The sequence below is a fragment of the Ketobacter alkanivorans genome (assembly GCF_002863865.1).
Taxonomy (GTDB): Bacteria; Pseudomonadota; Gammaproteobacteria; order Pseudomonadales; family Ketobacteraceae; genus Ketobacter; species Ketobacter alkanivorans.
Window position 1 is genome coordinate 4,469,423 of record NZ_CP022684.1, and the last position, 15,607, is coordinate 4,485,029.

Below are 15,607 nucleotides of genomic sequence, written 5' to 3' on the forward strand. Positions count from 1 at the left end.
TGGGTTATACTGTGCGCCATCATATCACAGTCGAAACAGGGCTTATGCTGCAAACGCTTTTACCCATCACCGGTCCGGTGATGGTGTGTGTACTGGTTGGTTTTATCTGGAAGAAATGTAAGGTGCCCTACGACACTGACATGGTGTCGCGCTTGGTCATGTGTGTGGGGGCACCGTGCCTGGTGGTGTCTGCCATGACCGGCGCTGCCGTGTCGCGCTCAGTGATTGAGGAGATGTTTGGGGTGACTCTGGTGATGATTATGGCCACGCTATTATTGGCGGCCATTGTGATTGCCTTGGCCCGCCAGCCATTGCGAGCCTATCTGGGGCCGTTGGTGTTTCCCAATGCGGGCAATATGGGGCTTCCGGTTTGCATGTTTGCATTTGGCGAGAAAGGATTGGTGTTGGCTATTGCTGTGTTTATGATGCTGTCGTTGGTGCATTTTACCTTGGGAATAGCTCTGGTAAGCGGGCGATCCGTATTTCAGGAGATGGTCCGAAACCCGATCATTTATTCTATCTGTGCCGCACTGGTGATGATTTATGGTGATATATCGTTGCCAAAATGGGGGCAGAATACGGTCGCCTTGCTGGGTGATATGACGATTCCGCTGATGCTGATCACCTTAGGGGTTAGCCTGGCTAATATGCAGGTCAATCAGCTCGGTAAAAGTGCCGTGTTTGCGGTTGCGCGCCTGACGATAGGAGTGACAGTGGGCTGGGGTGTTGCCACTGGCTTCGGTTTAAGTGGTGTGGCCAAAGGTGTAGTCATATTGCAAAGTGCCATGCCGGTTGCTGTCTTTAATTACCTGTTTGCCGTACGTTACGGGCGTGAACCTCAGGTGGTAGCAGGCATGGTGGTGGTGTCTACATTGCTTTCCTTCATATTACTACCGCTGTTGCTGGTTTACGTAATTTAGTTTGCATCCATCGACAGGCGTTCCAGCATCATTTGATTCATCTCATAGAGCTGATCCCTGACCACTGCGTTCGCTTGATCCATCACGGCCAGATGCCCATCTATTATTTCGGTGCCCATTAAAAACAGCTTGTGACTCGGCACTTTGAAGTTTCGTTCCGACACCATCTCATGCCCTAGTAAACTGATAAAATAGTTGAGCTTCATGTTCAGATTGGGCAGGGATTTCAAGCCGGGTATGCAGGGTAGATACTGGCTGGATACCAGTTGGATGTTCTGGTCGAAGCGTTCTTTTCGATAGCGAAACTCCTGCAGCCAGAAAGATACTTTACTGCCTAGTTCTTTATCTGTATGGCCAATAACGGCCATATGAGTGCCCAAGCCGCGGATGCGGGCCAGATATTCCACCAATTCATACAAGTCAATCACACAGGTTTGGGTAAGGCTGTGCAACGGGTAGGTAAAACTGTTGTCCACCCGGCTGCGCAGGGGCTCGTTGTTCTCCAGCCCTTCAGGAGTGGCCAGAACCCGTTCGGAAAGCTGACGCGATATGCGGATAATCAGCTCCAATAAATGCGAGTGAAACTCAAAGCTGTGGTGCAGCTCATCGTTTTCCCAGTCTTTGATGATGGTGAGCCAGCCCAGGTTAAGCTGCTCATAATCGCTTTCTGTTAAGGGGTTATCGGCAGATTGATTCAGGCATTGCAGATATTCGAATTGAGCGGATGTCTGTTTTTGGAGCGTTTCCACCTGGGTGCGGAAACTATTATCGCCCCCTAATAGGGCAAGGGTTGCACCGCGATGGCGCTGAATGAACCGGCTCAGGTTCAAAATGGTTACCATCAGATCCAATTGAGCTACCCGTAAAGTATGCATTTTGAACAATTTAGGCGCTAAATGCCCATTTTCTGGGGTGTTTTTGGGGATCACGTTTGTTTGTAAACAGTGTTCTACTTGGCCCATTGTGCTCATTAACCTGTAAAAAATATGTCGTTTGACTTCTTACATAGGTACAACGCAATTGTTATGCCAGAGTGGGTTGGTTAATAATTACACAAAGTCAACAATTGAAACAATATCTGTATACCCCTTGTTTGGCATTTTGGGGTAGGGTTGAGTTAGAAGAATAAAATTAAGATAGGAACTCATGATGTATTTGATTCTGCGCCCAGTTGTTTTGGGCGTAATGTTCTTACTATTGCCATGTATAGCGATGGCCGGCCAGGCAACCGAGTTTCGGGTGTGGCCGAGCCATGGGGTTCTGCTGGATACAACCGGGGAACTATCCGTGCACGATATTCTGTCGGAGAAAGCAGAATGGGCCACCATGCAGAACACTCATTCGGCACAGCATGGCTATCAGACGCAGCCTGCCTGGTTTCGATTTACTATCAGCGCCAGCACGGATAAACCCGAGCAGATGTACCTGGAACTGGGCACCCCTTTTCTGGATTACGTGGATTTCTATTTTGTTCAGGTTACACCACAGGGCAAGAACATCCTGATGCATTCCGTTGCCGGAGATCAGCAGACATTTCTCAGCAATGTTTTTGGGCATCGCTTTCCTGTCTTTCCCTTCGAAGTGGCTCAAACTGGAGACTATCAGGTCTATTTACGAGTGCAGAGTAGCAGCGCTTTGATCTTCCCTATGAACTTCCATGTTACCAACGGCTTCTTTGCCGAGGAATTCAAGGCGCAGGCATTCTACGGACTTTTTTTCGGCATGATGGCGGTGCTGGCGTTTTACAACGGTTACGTATGGCTTTTCATGCGCGACCGAGCCTACCTTTACAATATGGCCTTTATTCTGTCCGCCATGCTGTATCAAGCCAGCATCAGTGGTTTTGGTTCGCAGTATTTGTGGGGGCAGGGGAGTTTTCTGAATGATAAAGGCTACGGTATTGGCATATTGGCAACGATATTTTTTGCAGGCCGTTTTGCTGTAAGGTTTATTGATCTCAGAAACCGTTTGCCAGCACTGGCGAAGTTCACCGACATAACAGTGTCTATTTTTGGATTATTGCTTCTGCCCGTTGTAGTTTTACCCGAGAATCAGATTTTGCCGGTTATCTACGTAATGGAGCTGCTGATATGCCTCTATGCCATTGGGGCGTTGCTGCACCAATGCATGACCGGTAATTACTGGGCCCGCTACCTAATGGCCGGTTGGTCGGTGCTGATCACAGGAACCCTGTTTTTTGTTGCCTCACAAATGGGCTGGATTGCTCACAATGTTTTGATTGAATACATTCATGCGGCCGGTTTGGCGCTCGGTAACGTAATGGTCACCTCTGCACTGGCAGCTCGAATGCAGCGAGAGCGTAGTGAGAAAAATAAGGCCATGAAGAAAGTGCTGGATCTGGCGCAGGAAGTGACTGAGCTTACGCGAGAGAAAGAACAGATCGCCGCGTCTGCCCGGGATGAACTGGATCGCAGAGTCGATCAGAAAACCCGAGATCTTAGTATCATGCTGGAACAGCTCAAAACCAGTAACGAGAAGCTGGAACACGCCACACTGACGGATGCGCTCACCGGGGTGGGCAATCGACGTTATCTGGACAACATGTTTCCCGAAATGATCAAGCAATGTCAGCAAACTCGTACATCGCTGGGTGTGTTGGTGATCGATGCGGATCACTTTAAAAGAATAAATGATGAATTCGGACACATCATGGGTGATGAATGTCTTAAAAAGATTGCGGTTATATTGCAGCGTTTTTCACGTCGCAATCTTGATGTGCTGGTGCGCTACGGTGGTGAGGAATTCATCCTATTGCTACCGGCCACTGATGAGGGCGGTGTGCTGAAAGTGGCCGAATCCATTCGTCATCATATTCAATATGCTTCCTTCTGGTGCAACGACCAGCGCATCCCCGTTACAGTGAGCATCGGTATGCATGCAGGCGTGCCAGCTGCCCATGTTACCGCTGAAAGTCTATTGGTGAAAGCTGATGAAGCCCTGTATCAGGCCAAGAAAAACGGTCGCAATCGGGTAGAGCTTTATCGTGCCCGTTACGAATCTGCAAACGCTTGATAAACCTGTCTGTTCTCTTCATTATGTAAAAAACCTGAGAACACAGGATGCAGCCCATGTCTGAAATTGATGCCCATGCTCCATTGCGACAGGATGTTCGCATGTTGGGGCAGTTGTTAGGGAATACCTTGCAGGAGCAGGAAAGCCCGGTGTTGTTGGAGTTGGTAGAAGAGATTCGTCGCCTTGCCAAGCACGCCCGCGCCGGTCACGAAGAACACTCCCAAAAGCTGTCTGAGAAACTGTCCCGTCTGGAGCCTGAGCTGCTCGTGCCTGTGGCTCGCGCCTTCAGTCATTTTCTTAACCTGGCAAATCTGGCAGAACAGTACCATCGGGTGCGTCGTCGCCATGCCTATCAACAGAGTCAACGTAAAAATCAGCGGGCAACCATGGCCGAGCTGCATCCCCGGTTGCAAAGAGCAAAGATCTCCGATGATCAGCTTTTCGATACCTTGCAAGATCTATCAATTGATCTTGTGTTGACCGCACACCCGACAGAAGTCACCCGTCGCACCCTCATTCGTAAGTACGATGACATCACCGACTGTCTGGAGCGGTTGGACTCCGTTAACCTGAGCGATATCGAGCGCAATCGGGTAATGGCGACTCTAAAACGAAAAATCGTCTCTGCCTGGAACTCGGATGAGATTCGGCAGGAAAGGCCCACTCCTGTGGATGAAGCGCGCTGGGGCTTTGTCACCATCGAGCAGACCCTTTGGAACGCTGTGCCTGAATACCTGCGCGAGCTGGACGAATGGTGTCAGGCTAACATAGCCCGTAGCTTACCGATGGACTTTACCCCTTTCACCTTTTCATCCTGGATGGGCGGCGACCGAGATGGCAACCCTAATGTCACCGCTGAAGTAACCCGCGAGGTGGTAACACTGGCCAGATGGATGGCCGCAGATTTACTCAGTCATGATTTTGAGAACCTGCACATGGAGCTTTCCATGCTGGATTGCAATGAAGAGTTGCGCCAATTGGCAGGTGATGGTCGTGAACCCTATCGCGCAGTGATCAAGCCTCTGAGGGATCGATTGATCGCCACCAAAGGATACCTCAACGCACGTTTGGCAGATGAGGAATGGCACGGTGAGCAGCCGATCTTGTCTAAGGCCGAATTAATGGAGCCACTGAAACTGTGTCACCGCTCTTTGATGGAGTGCGGCATGTCGGAAATCGCCAATGGAGAATTACTGGACACCATTCGTCGTCTTAACACCTTTGGCGTTACCCTATTGCGCTTGGATATCCGCCAGGAATCCACCCGTCACGCTGATGCGATGGCTACCATCACCCAAGCCATTGGTCTGGGTGATTACACTCAATGGGAAGAAACCGAAAAACAGCGGTTTTTAATCAGCGAATTGACCAGCGCTCGACCGCTGATACCTCGTCATCTGCAATGCGATGCGGACGTGCAGGAGGTTCTGGATACCTTTCGTATGTTGGCCGAGCAGTCCATTGATTCCCTCGGAGCCTACGTGATTTCAATGGCCCATGTGCCGTCTGATGTGCTGGCAGTGCTGCTGTTGCAAAAGGAAGCGGGCATGGAGACCCTCATGCGGGTAGTGCCTCTGTTTGAAACACTGGATGACTTGGAGCATGCACAGGCAACCTTGCACCGCCTGTTTGAGATAGATTGGTATCGGCAACACATCGAAGGCCAGCAAGAGATCATGATCGGCTATTCCGACTCGGCGAAAGATGGTGGTTTTCTGGCGGCGGCCTGGGTTCAGTATCAGGCGCAGGAACAACTGACAGCCCTCTGCAAGCAATACGATGTGCGGTTGACGTTATTCCATGGTCGAGGTGGTTCTACCAGTCGAGGAGGCGCGCCGTCCTATGAGGCGATTCTGTCGCAACCCCCTGGAGCAGTGAATGGGCGCATACGGATCACCGAGCAGGGGGAGGTCATTCGCGCAAAATTTACGCCTTTCGGCGTAGCAATTCGAACACTGCAGCGATATGTGGCAGCCACATTGGAAGCCACATTGCTGGAGCAGCCAGCCCCGAACCCTGAGTGGCGCGAGATCATGGGTGAACTGGCAGAAACCGGCATGCAGTCTTATCGTAAGCTGCTGAGAGAAGATCCTCGTTTCCTCAGTTACTTTCGCCATGCAACCCCGGAACAAGAGCTACAGAGGCTGCCCCTGGGGAGTCGGCCCGCCAAGCGGCGTAAAGATGGTGGGATTGAAACCCTGCGTGCGATTCCCTGGGTATTTGCCTGGACCCAAATGCGGTTGATGTTGCCTGGTTGGCTGGGTGCAGATGAAGCATTCCAGAAAGCCCTGCAGAGTGGAAAAGGTGGCTTGTTGCATGAAATGTATGAGCGCTGGCCGTTCTTTCGTATGATCGTAGGGATGCTGGAAATGGTGTTGGCCAAGTCTGACCCGCAGATTGCCGCCTATTACGAGCGTCGCCTGGCACAACCGGAAGACCGTAAGCTGGGTCAGGAACTGCACAGTCGTTTGGCTGATATGGTTGATCTGGTAAACAGTATCACCGGCCACAGCATGTTGCTGCAGAACAATTCAGTGATCCGGCGGTCTATAGAGGTGCGCAACCCATATCTGGACCCGCTGCACATGCTGCAAGTGGAGTTAATGAGAGCCGGGCGCCTCAAGACAGAAGAGCGCCCTGAAGAGACCAGAGCCCTGATGATTACCGTGGCCGGTATAGCCGCCGGGATGAGAAACACTGGGTAGGTTGAGTTTTTCGGTGTTGACTGATTAAATGCACCGCCTTGGGCCTGTGGTTTGACGCCGCAGGCCTAGTTGATTTTGGAGAGTTGAATGAATTTTAAGCATGGCATGGTGCTGGCTGGAGTTGCTTTGGTAGTCTCTGCGTGTGGCGGTGGTTCGGATGATAAAAAAGAGCCACACGAACCGTATGTCAATTTTCAGGTTGAAGTGGATAGCGACTACGATGGTCGCGTCAATAATATCTTTATCATGGGTAGAAATATGCCCAGCGAGATAACGTTGCCTTGGGGGCAGCGTGATGCGGATGATGAATACGATTCCTGCGATGAAGATATCTATGAGAACGCTGCTACGGTAAGAGTGTCCGCCCCGAGTTACTGCGTTACCGAGCGCAGCTTTGTTTCGGTGGCTTTCAAGTTCCAGTACACCAATTCAACATATGAAAATATTGATTTAGAGTTTGAAGGCCTGGGCTACGAAGTGCGCATTTATGAGTACGATAGCGGTGTTGTTGGCGATGAAGTGTGGAATTCAAGCTACGCAGCCCAACGCGTTGTGGATGACTTCAGGGGTAAATTCCCAGACGAGACAGTGAATAATTTTGATCCGTTGCTCACGACAAGCCAGGTTTTGGACGCTTCTGATTCCTATCCGTCCTATGGGAGCTTTAGCGGGGTAACGTTTGCGGGCGACTCAAATTTCCAGCCAGGTTACGCCAGTTATGACCCTGACTACCTGTTTAAGAATCCTGATGAGAGTACTGAAGAGCTATGTGACTGGACTTTGGTCTATAACCCAACCAGCGGGAAATATACCAAGGTGCTTTGCTTTGGTGACAACTCGCTGCTACCAGCGCCGGGATCGACAGACGACGTCCAGTTTTTGGTCAGAATAACCGTTAACTTTAACGACTACGTACAGCAGCCGCAGGACATCATTCTCACCTTCACCTCACCTAACTGAGTGGGGCACAGGCTGAGTAAGTGAAAATACCAATGTCGCAGCCACGCAGTGTTTTCATGCGTTGGCCGCGACCAAGGTTCTTACGCAATCAGCTTATGCGTAGCTTCGTTAATGTCCTTGCCGAGGTAATATGTGCTGCTCAGCATGGCAGGAACCATCAGCAGTCCGAACACTACCATTGTGAATAAGGATGCGTTCACCAGGAACAACCCCCAAAATCCACCAACGGTCAGCGCCAAAACAGCCATAAAAGACACACTATCAATTGCTAATTGTCTTACGGTTGATGTTGCCAGTTTCATAGTGAACTCCTTCGTTTATCTGACGCAAACATTGAATAAGCCAGATCTATCACTCTTTAGGCCCACTGGTTTTCAGTGTCAGGATTAATTCTAGTGCTTTAAATTAGAATAATCCGCCTAATTCAATCTTACCAATGCTGCGTTTACCGTTTAATGAAAGGCTAAGTCACTTGCTTTTATGCCTTCATTGTTTACAAGTGTACACTAGTTTTTTGGGAAGTCTAGTAACCAATTCACGTTTTTTATGTTTCTTACAGTAACACATTTTGTAACTGTTACCCTTGGTCGTTTTGGTCATAAGCCCTGAGCTGTGAGGTCATTGCGCTAAAATGGCAAAAGGAGCAAGGTATGCAACCTGAGTGTCCAGCGGGTCACCGAACTATCTGGCTGGGCTCACTACCAAAAAAAAGAGGAATGGTTGAATGACTAATGAAGCCTATGTCTTTGATGCGGTTAGAACTCCGCGCGCAAAGGGCAAAAAGGATGGGTCGCTGCACGAAGTGAAGCCGGTTGACCTGGTCGTAAATCTGCTTAACGCACTGAAAGAGCGTAACCCCGGCCTGGATACATCCCAGGTAGACGACGTAGTAATGGGTATCGTTAGCCCAGTGGGTGATCAGGGTGCAGTGTTACCTAAAACAGCATTGATGAAGGCAGGTTGGGACACCAAAGTTGCCGGCGTACAAATCAACCGTTTTTGCGCTTCTGGCTTGGAAGCTGTGAATCTGGCTGCCCAAAAAGTCGCATCCGGCTGGGAAGACCTGGTGGTTGCAGGCGGTGTTGAGTCTATGTCTCGCGTTCCTATGGGCTCCGATGGCGGCGCCTGGGCGATGGATCCACAAACCAACCTGCAGACTGACTTCATTACTCAGGGTATTGGCGCTGATCTGATAGCGACTATCGAAGGTTTCAGCCGTGAAGATGTCGACAACTTTGCCTACCAGTCACAAATGAAAGCGGCAGATGCCCAAAAGAGCGGCCGTTTCGACAAGAGCATGGTTCCTGTAAAAGACATGAACGGCCTGACCATTCTGGATAAAGACGAATTCCTGCGCCCGGAAACAACGAAAGAAGGTCTCGGCAGCTTGAATCCTTCCTTCTTAATGATGGGTGAGATGGGCTTTGATGGTGTGGCGCTGCAAAAGTATCACATGGTTGAGCGCATCAACCACGTTCATACCCCTGGTAACTCCTCTGGAATAGTAGATGGTGCCTCGTTGGTGTTGATTGGCTCCAAGGCCAAAGGCGAAGCGCTGGGTCTGACCCCTCGTGGTCGTATCGTTGCCACGGCCATCACCAGTACCGATCCTACCATCATGCTGACCGGCCCAGGCCCCGCGGCAGACAAAGCGCTGGCCAAGGCTGGTTTGACCTATGATGACATCGATTTGTTCGAAGTAAACGAAGCCTTTGCTTCCGTGGTTATGCGTTTTATGAAAGACACCGGCGTGCCCGCCGAGAAGATAAACGTGAATGGCGGCTCTATAGCGTTGGGACATCCACTGGGTGCTACCGGCGGCATGATTCTGGGTACCGTTCTGGATGAGTTGGAGCGGCGTAATTTGAAACGCGGTCTGTGTACTCTGTGCGTGGGTGCAGGTATGGGTATCGCAACCATCATTGAGCGCGTTTAAGGGCCAGGAGAAGAACAATGAGTGAAGCTATTCGTTACGAAAAAGACAGTGATAACATCGTCGTATTGACGATGGATATGCCAGGCCAGTCTGCCAATACCATGAATGCGACCTACAAAACGTCCATGGATGATTGCATTGACCGCTTGGAAAAAGAAGAAAATCTTGCTGGAGTGGTTTTAACCTCTGCCAAGAAGACGTTCTTTGCCGGTGGCGACCTGAATGATCTGATCAAGGCGACTCCAGAAGTAGCGCAGGAGTTTATGGACGGCGTAACAGCAGTGAAAGATCAGCTGCGTCGTTTGGAAAAACTGAAAGCGCCAGTGGTTGCTGCAATAAATGGTGCTGCATTGGGTGGTGGTTATGAAATCTGCCTGGCCTGCAACCATCGAATTGCAATCAATGATCGTAAAACCAAAATTGGTTTGCCGGAAGTGACATTGGGATTGCTGCCGGGCGGTGGTGGTGTGGTGCGTCTGACCCGACTGCTGGGTTTGGAAGCAGCAGCGCCGTTCCTGCTCGAAGGTAAGCAGGTCAACCCTGAAGCGGCGTTGAAAGCCGGTTTGATCCATGAATTGGCAGATAATGCGGAAGACATGTTGGCGAAAGCCAAGGCCTTCTGTAAGGCTAACCCCAGCGTTCAGCAGCCCTGGGACACCAAAGGTTACAAGGTTCCTGGTGGTACGCCGTCTCATCCTGGTCTGGCTATGAAGCTGCCGATGATTCCGGCCATGCTGAAAAACAAAACCAAGGGCTGTTACCCTGCACCAGAAGCGATTTTGAGTGCGGCAGTGGAATCCTTGCAGGTGGATGTGGACACGGGCTTCAAAATTGAAGGTCGTTACTTCACTAGCCTGGCTATCGGGCCGGTTTCCACCAATATGATTAAGGCATTCTTTTTTCAGCTGCAGCAGATCAGCAAAGGCAGCAGCCGTCCTAAAGGTTTCGAGCACCACACTACCAAGAAAGTGGGTATCCTCGGTGCCGGTATGATGGGGGCGGGTATTGCGTATTCCTCTGCTATGTCTGGCATTGAAGTGGTGCTGAAGGATGTATCTGAAGAAAACGCGCAGAAAGGTAAGGACTACAGCAAGAAATTGCTGGATAAGGCGATCTCTCGCGGCAAGATGACCAAAGAAAAAGCCGAGGGTATTCTGAGCCTGATCAAGCCTACTGGAAATGCCGAAGACCTTCAGGGCTGCGATCTGGTGATCGAAGCGGTATTTGAAAAGGTTGAATTGAAAGCGGCTGTAACTCAAGAGGCAGAAGCGCAGATGCTGGCTACCGGCGTGATGGCTTCTAACACCTCAAGTTTGCCCATTACCGGGTTGGCGCAAGCATCCAGCCGTCCTGCCAATTTCATTGGCCTGCACTTCTTCTCTCCTGTCGACAAAATGCCGCTGGTTGAGATTATTTGCGGTAAAGAGACGTCTGATGAAACTCTGGCTAAGGCACTCGATTACGTATTGCAGATTCGCAAGACTCCGATTGTGGTTAATGACGCCCGTGGTTTCTTCACTACCCGTGTTATCGGTACATACGTGAATGAAGGCTTGGGTATGTTGGCCGAAGGGCTGAATGCTGCCTCTATCGAGATGGCTGCTGCTAAAGCTGGCTTCCCGGTAGGCACCTTGGCCATAAGTGATGAGCTGAACCTGCAAACCATGCGTAATATTCGTTTGGCAACAGAAGCTGCTTTGAAAGCAGAAGGCAAATCCCTGCCAAAAGGCGCTACTGACGGTGTCATTGATCGTATGATCGATGAATTCGATCGTGGTGGTAAGTTGGCCGGTAAAGGCTTCTATGACTATCCGCAAGGTGGTAAGAAGACTCTATGGCCGGGCTTGAAAGAAGCCTTTGGTGCTGGCAGCAAAGAGATTCCCTTTGAGGATATGCAGGAGCGTTTCTTGTTTGTGCAGTCTCTGGAGACAGTGCGTTGCATGGAGGAGGGCGTGATTGAGAAGGTGGCTGATGCCAATATTGGTTCCATTATGGGTATTGGTTTCCCTGCCTGGACTGGTGGAGTGGTTCAATACATCAATCAGTATGGCTTGCGCAAGTTTGTTGCCCGTGCCCAGGAGCTGGCTGATAAGTATGGCGAGCGTTTCAACCCACCTGCGCTGTTGGTTGAAAAAGCTGAAAAAGACGAAACCTTCGAATAAATAATTCGAGCAAGTTGTAAGGTTTCAGATTAAGCCCGCTACTGGTTTCCCGGTGGCGGGCTTTTTATTGGGTGTTTATTTGGGCTCTGGGTGTGCCTGGGTGGAAAAGCTTTGTCTCCGCAGTGACGCTGTGTCTATACTTTGCACATAAGGGGGACACATGGCACGTCAATTTTGTAAATATCATCCACTGGAACCCGCGCTTTGGTATAGCCCGAAGCGGCATATTGCCTTTTGCGAACGCTGCGTCGACAGCGGCGAGACGCTGGGGGGTATGGGGCAGGCCCGTTGTTTCGTCAGTGGTGAAGAGCTGGACTATCTGGGCAGCGCTAATACCGCTCAGCCATTCTGGGATAGGTTGGGGGCTTTCTTCAGGTACCCATTTAAACCAGACAGTCTCATTGTTATTGGCGTGTTTGTGCTCGTAGCTTGGGCCTTGGTGGGCTTAATGGATCTGACGTCGCTGCCGATTATGCTGATCGCGGGGTTGTGTCTGCTGGCCTGCATTACTCGTTATGGGTTTATGATCATAGAGTACAGTGCCGAAGGTCGGTTTGATCCGCCAACGTTGCAGGAAACTTTTTCTGAATCCGGTTTCAATGTGTTAGTTCAGCAGGTTGTGGTGCAGCTGATCTTCGCCGGGTTTACCATCGCGGTAGCGCTGCTCAACAGTGATTTTTTGAATGTGCTTGCAAACGCACTGGTGCTTTTTGTGGCCCCGGCCAGCATGATGTTGCTGGCTACAGAGAAGACTATTGGCGCGGCTATTGTTCCAGGCAGTATTGCGCATCTGATTCGCAGCGTTGGCTGGTCTTACCTGTTGCTGTATGCATTTCTGTTTTTGCTATTGGGGGCAGAGGCGGCCTTGTTTGAGGTCTTTGTTGAAGAGGTTCCCCCGCAGTACTTTGTGCCGTTGTTTGTCGGTGTCACTCTGTATTTCATGATGGTTGGCTATCATTTGATGGGCTACGTTATTTTCCAGTACCAGTCAGAAATTGGCTTTGTGGCAGAGGATCAGATGGCGCGTGAGAAACGGCGGCTCAATATTGATCCTGTGGATGCCAAGACCGAACTGTTGGTTAAAGACGGGCAATATCAGAAAGCGGCCGATACCCTTACCCGTCACTTGATGGCCAACCCGAAAAGTGTTCGCCACCATGAAAAACTGTCTAAGCTGCTGCTTGCGCTTCAAGACAAGGATCAGGCATTGGCCCATGGTCAACGCTTCATGAGTGTGTTGCATGAGTTAGGGGATGAATCCAGGCTGTACTTTTTATTCTGTGGTTATGAACAGTTGGAGCCGTCATTCAAACCGGAAGATCCGGATGTGTTATTAAGCCTGGCAGATCAGCTTTATAATCGTGGCAAGTTTCAGCAGGTGTGCCATTTGCTGGCTAATCTGCATAAGGTGGCGCCCCATTTCAAGCGCGTGCCTGATGCCTATTTGATCATGGCAAAAGCGCTGCTTGAAGGCTTTAAAGACAGCTATAAATCCTCCCAATACTTGAAATATATCAAGGCTAAGCATCCTGATTTCAAACAGTTAGCAGAAGTGGATCGATTATTGGCTCAGTGTAGCACTTGAAATGCAGTAACTTGACAACCATATAGAGGGTAGTTGTTTCTAACGCGGGAGCCGCAATGGTTGGTACTGATCGCTCTTTTCTGCACGCTACTGAGTTTTGGCACTTGTTATCCGATGGCCGCGTGCAGTGTGATGTTTGCCCACGTGAATGCAAATTACGTGAAGGACAGCGCGGCCTGTGTTTTGTGCGGGCCAATATTGGTGCAGAGATTGTCTCAACCACCTACGGTCGATCCAGTGGATTCTGTGTCGACCCCATCGAGAAAAAACCTCTTAATCATTTTTACCCCGGTTCTTCTGTGTTGTCCTTTGGAACAGCCGGTTGTAATCTTTCTTGTAAGTTCTGTCAGAACTGGGATATTTCCAAATCCAGAGAGACGGATACGCTGGCCAGTAAAGCGACACCTGAAATGATTGCGCAGGCGGCTTCAGAGGCTGCCTGCAAAAGCGTGGCATACACCTACAACGATCCGGTGGTGTTTCAGGAATATGCGATTGATGTGGCGCAAGCATGTAAGGAGAAGGGGGTGTTATCGGTGGCGGTGTCGGCGGGCTACCACAACCCAGCAGCCCGCAAGGCATTCTATCAGCACATGGATGCGGCCAATATTGATTTGAAGTCCTTTGATGAGGCGTTCTATTGGAAGCTTACTGGTGCTCACCTGGCACCAGTGCTGGAGACGTTGGAATATATACAGCATGAAACGGATTGCTGGCTGGAAATCACAACATTAGTTATTCCTGAACATAATGACTCGAATGCTGAAATTGAGGCAATGAGCCGCTGGGTGGTGGATCATCTGGGGCCGGGGGTTCCTCTCCATTTTTCGGCGTTTCACCCTGATTATAAGATGATGAATGTGTCTGCCACTGGCTTGCAGACACTGGTTCGGGCCAGGGATATTGCAATTGAGCAGGGCCTGAAATACGTTTATACCGGTAACGTCCATAATCGCGAAGGTGACACTACCTATTGCCCTGAATGCCACAAAGCGGTTATTGAGCGTGATTGGTACGAGCTTTCACGATGGGAGCTCGTTGATTCCGGAAACTGCCGTTACTGCGGAGCCTGTATCGAGGGTCGCTTTGATGAGCGCCCTGGAGACTGGGGGCGTAAGCGCATGGCGGTTCGTTTTAGCGAGTAATTTGAAAGGTCTGTTCCCCTGGTAGAGTTGCAATTTCAATGCGTTTAGCCTGCGTAACCTGAGCATGTTCTGGCCCTTTTTTAGCCCATGTGACCAGTTCTTCCACGGCATGTGCAGGGCCCTGGGCTTCGAATTCAACCCTGCCGTCCCGGAGGTTTCTCACCCAGCCAGTGAGTCCCAGCGTCAACGCCTTCTCCCTTGTGGATGCGCGGAAGTATACGCCCTGAACCGTGCCCTCGACGATCATGTTTACCCGTTTGCTCTCACTCATTTGTGGCTCCCGTATCTCTTCAGCAGTTTGTTGTCTGGCTGGATTTCAATATACTGTAATGTATCGTTTATGTGCCAGACAGAAAGCTGGTAAAGCATCCGAAGTTCAAAATCAGGGAACCCAATCGATGAAAACAATTATGATCACAGGTGCCGGTTCTGGCATTGGCCGTGCCGTTGCCACCATTATGTATGAGCAGGGTTGGCACCTGGGGTTGCTGGATGTGAGCCGGGAGCCTCTTAAGACGTTATCTGCGGATTGGGATAAGAGTCGATACACCATTGAGGTGGCGGACGTTACGAATGCGGATATGGTCTCTACGGCCATCAATAGCTACATGAAGGGTGTCCAGCAACTGGATGTATTGTTCAATTGTGCAGGCGTACTTGAGATCGGGGATTTTGAATCCATTGATTTGCATCGCCATCATCAGATATTGGATATTAATAATCGCGGTGTGTTGAATTGTTGCTACTACGCCTTCCCTTATTTGCGGGATACAGCAGGTGCCAGGGTGATCAATATGTCGTCGGCTTCTTCATTGTTTGGCGTGCCCGGCTTTGCCAGCTATTCCGCATCAAAATTTTGGGTAAAAGGCTTTACTGAGTCTCTTAACGTGGAGTGGGCCCGTCACGATATTACGGTGATGGACATTGAACCGCCCTTTGTAAAAACACCGATGCTGGAAGGAAAAGAGAGCAAAATCATCAGCCGTTTAGGTGTAAAGCTGGATGCTAATGATATCGCATTGCAAGTGTTTGAAGCCGTATCTGCCAGCAATATGCATCGACCGGTTGGGTTGGAATATAAAGTCCTCAGAACGGCGAAAAAGCTGCTGCCTGATATTGCCACCCGAACTTTAATGAAAGTGTTGTCCGGCTATTAACCGG

The 15,607-nt window shown here is 50.2% G+C and carries 12 protein-coding genes; 9 read left to right on the forward strand and 3 right to left on the reverse strand.

Annotation, left to right across the window (positions count from 1 at the left end; genetic code table 11):
• Positions 1–11: 11 nt before the first annotated feature.
• Positions 12–920: an AEC family transporter gene (locus Kalk_RS19150; protein WP_233716726.1), complete on the forward strand. Its 909-nt coding sequence runs from the start codon at positions 12–14 to the stop codon at positions 918–920.
• Here Kalk_RS19150 and Kalk_RS19155 read toward each other — a convergent pair.
• On the reverse strand, positions 917–1,771 hold the full coding sequence (locus Kalk_RS19155; RefSeq protein WP_158643593.1) for a hypothetical protein: 855 nt from the start codon (positions 1,769–1,771) through the stop codon (positions 917–919). The genes Kalk_RS19150 and Kalk_RS19155 overlap by 4 nt on opposite strands.
• Before the next feature lie 295 nt (positions 1,772–2,066).
• Here Kalk_RS19155 and Kalk_RS19160 point away from each other — a divergent pair, with 295 nt between their 5' ends.
• The 3 genes from Kalk_RS19160 to Kalk_RS19170 all read left to right on the forward strand — a co-directional run bounded on the left by Kalk_RS19160 (position 2,067) and on the right by Kalk_RS19170 (position 7,618).
• Entirely contained in the window at positions 2,067–3,953 is a 1,887-nt protein-coding gene (locus tag Kalk_RS19160; protein ID WP_101895785.1) for a diguanylate cyclase, read from the forward strand.
• Positions 3,954–4,009: 56 nt separating this feature from the next.
• On the forward strand, positions 4,010–6,658 hold the full coding sequence (gene ppc / locus Kalk_RS19165; protein ID WP_101895786.1) for a phosphoenolpyruvate carboxylase: 2,649 nt from the start codon (positions 4,010–4,012) through the stop codon (positions 6,656–6,658).
• Between the two features lie 87 nt (positions 6,659–6,745).
• Positions 6,746–7,618: a hypothetical protein gene (locus Kalk_RS19170; RefSeq protein ID WP_101895787.1), complete on the forward strand. Its 873-nt coding sequence runs from the start codon at positions 6,746–6,748 to the stop codon at positions 7,616–7,618.
• An 80-nt stretch (positions 7,619–7,698) separates the two neighbouring features.
• Here the strand turns inward: Kalk_RS19170 and Kalk_RS19175 are convergent, their stop codons facing one another.
• Complete coding sequence (locus tag Kalk_RS19175; RefSeq protein WP_101895788.1) at positions 7,699–7,920, reverse strand: hypothetical protein; 222 nt, start codon at positions 7,918–7,920, stop codon at positions 7,699–7,701.
• A 422-nt stretch (positions 7,921–8,342) separates the two neighbouring features.
• On the opposite strand from Kalk_RS19175, the gene Kalk_RS19180 reads away from it, so the two are divergent.
• From Kalk_RS19180 to amrS, 4 genes are all read left to right on the forward strand, one after another.
• Entirely contained in the window at positions 8,343–9,554 is a 1,212-nt protein-coding gene (locus Kalk_RS19180; protein ID WP_101895789.1) for an acetyl-CoA C-acetyltransferase, read from the forward strand.
• Between the two features lie 17 nt (positions 9,555–9,571).
• A complete protein-coding gene (locus tag Kalk_RS19185) occupies positions 9,572–11,716 on the forward strand; it encodes a 3-hydroxyacyl-CoA dehydrogenase NAD-binding domain-containing protein (RefSeq protein ID WP_101895790.1) in 2,145 nt (714 codons plus the stop codon).
• A 160-nt stretch (positions 11,717–11,876) separates the two neighbouring features.
• Positions 11,877–13,301, forward strand: a complete 1,425-nt coding sequence (locus tag Kalk_RS19190; protein ID WP_101895791.1) for a tetratricopeptide repeat protein — start codon at positions 11,877–11,879, stop codon at positions 13,299–13,301.
• A gap of 56 nt (positions 13,302–13,357) precedes the next feature.
• Positions 13,358–14,446, forward strand: coding sequence for an AmmeMemoRadiSam system radical SAM enzyme (gene amrS / locus Kalk_RS19195; protein WP_101895792.1), 1,089 nt, complete (start codon positions 13,358–13,360; stop codon positions 14,444–14,446).
• On the opposite strand, the gene Kalk_RS19200 is transcribed toward amrS, so the two are convergent.
• The gene (locus tag Kalk_RS19200; protein WP_101896402.1) at positions 14,436–14,717 is read right to left on the reverse strand and encodes an acylphosphatase; all 282 of its coding nucleotides are present in this window, start codon (positions 14,715–14,717) and stop codon (positions 14,436–14,438) included. The two genes, amrS and Kalk_RS19200, sit on opposite strands and share 11 nt — an antisense overlap.
• 127 nt (positions 14,718–14,844) lie before the next feature.
• Here Kalk_RS19200 and Kalk_RS19205 point away from each other — a divergent pair, with 127 nt between their 5' ends.
• The gene (locus tag Kalk_RS19205) at positions 14,845–15,603 is read left to right on the forward strand and encodes an SDR family oxidoreductase (RefSeq protein ID WP_158643594.1); all 759 of its coding nucleotides are present in this window, start codon (positions 14,845–14,847) and stop codon (positions 15,601–15,603) included.
• The last annotated feature ends 4 nt before the right edge of the window (positions 15,604–15,607 follow it).

Coding starts and splice junctions, on each gene's coding strand:
- Kalk_RS19185 (WP_101895790.1), top strand. CDS start 9,572: ATGAGTGAAGCTATTCGTTACGAAAAAGACAGTGATAACATCGTCGTA.
- Kalk_RS19175 (WP_101895788.1), bottom strand. CDS start 7,920: ATGAAACTGGCAACATCAACCGTAAGACAATTAGCAATTGATAGTGTG.
- Kalk_RS19180 (WP_101895789.1), top strand. CDS start 8,343: ATGACTAATGAAGCCTATGTCTTTGATGCGGTTAGAACTCCGCGCGCA.
- amrS (WP_101895792.1), top strand. CDS start 13,358: ATGGTTGGTACTGATCGCTCTTTTCTGCACGCTACTGAGTTTTGGCAC.
- Kalk_RS19160 (WP_101895785.1), top strand. CDS start 2,067: ATGATGTATTTGATTCTGCGCCCAGTTGTTTTGGGCGTAATGTTCTTA.
- Kalk_RS19205 (WP_158643594.1), top strand. CDS start 14,845: ATGAAAACAATTATGATCACAGGTGCCGGTTCTGGCATTGGCCGTGCC.
- Kalk_RS19190 (WP_101895791.1), top strand. CDS start 11,877: ATGGCACGTCAATTTTGTAAATATCATCCACTGGAACCCGCGCTTTGG.
- ppc (WP_101895786.1), top strand. CDS start 4,010: ATGTCTGAAATTGATGCCCATGCTCCATTGCGACAGGATGTTCGCATG.
- Kalk_RS19200 (WP_101896402.1), bottom strand. CDS start 14,717: ATGAGTGAGAGCAAACGGGTAAACATGATCGTCGAGGGCACGGTTCAG.
- Kalk_RS19170 (WP_101895787.1), top strand. CDS start 6,746: ATGAATTTTAAGCATGGCATGGTGCTGGCTGGAGTTGCTTTGGTAGTC.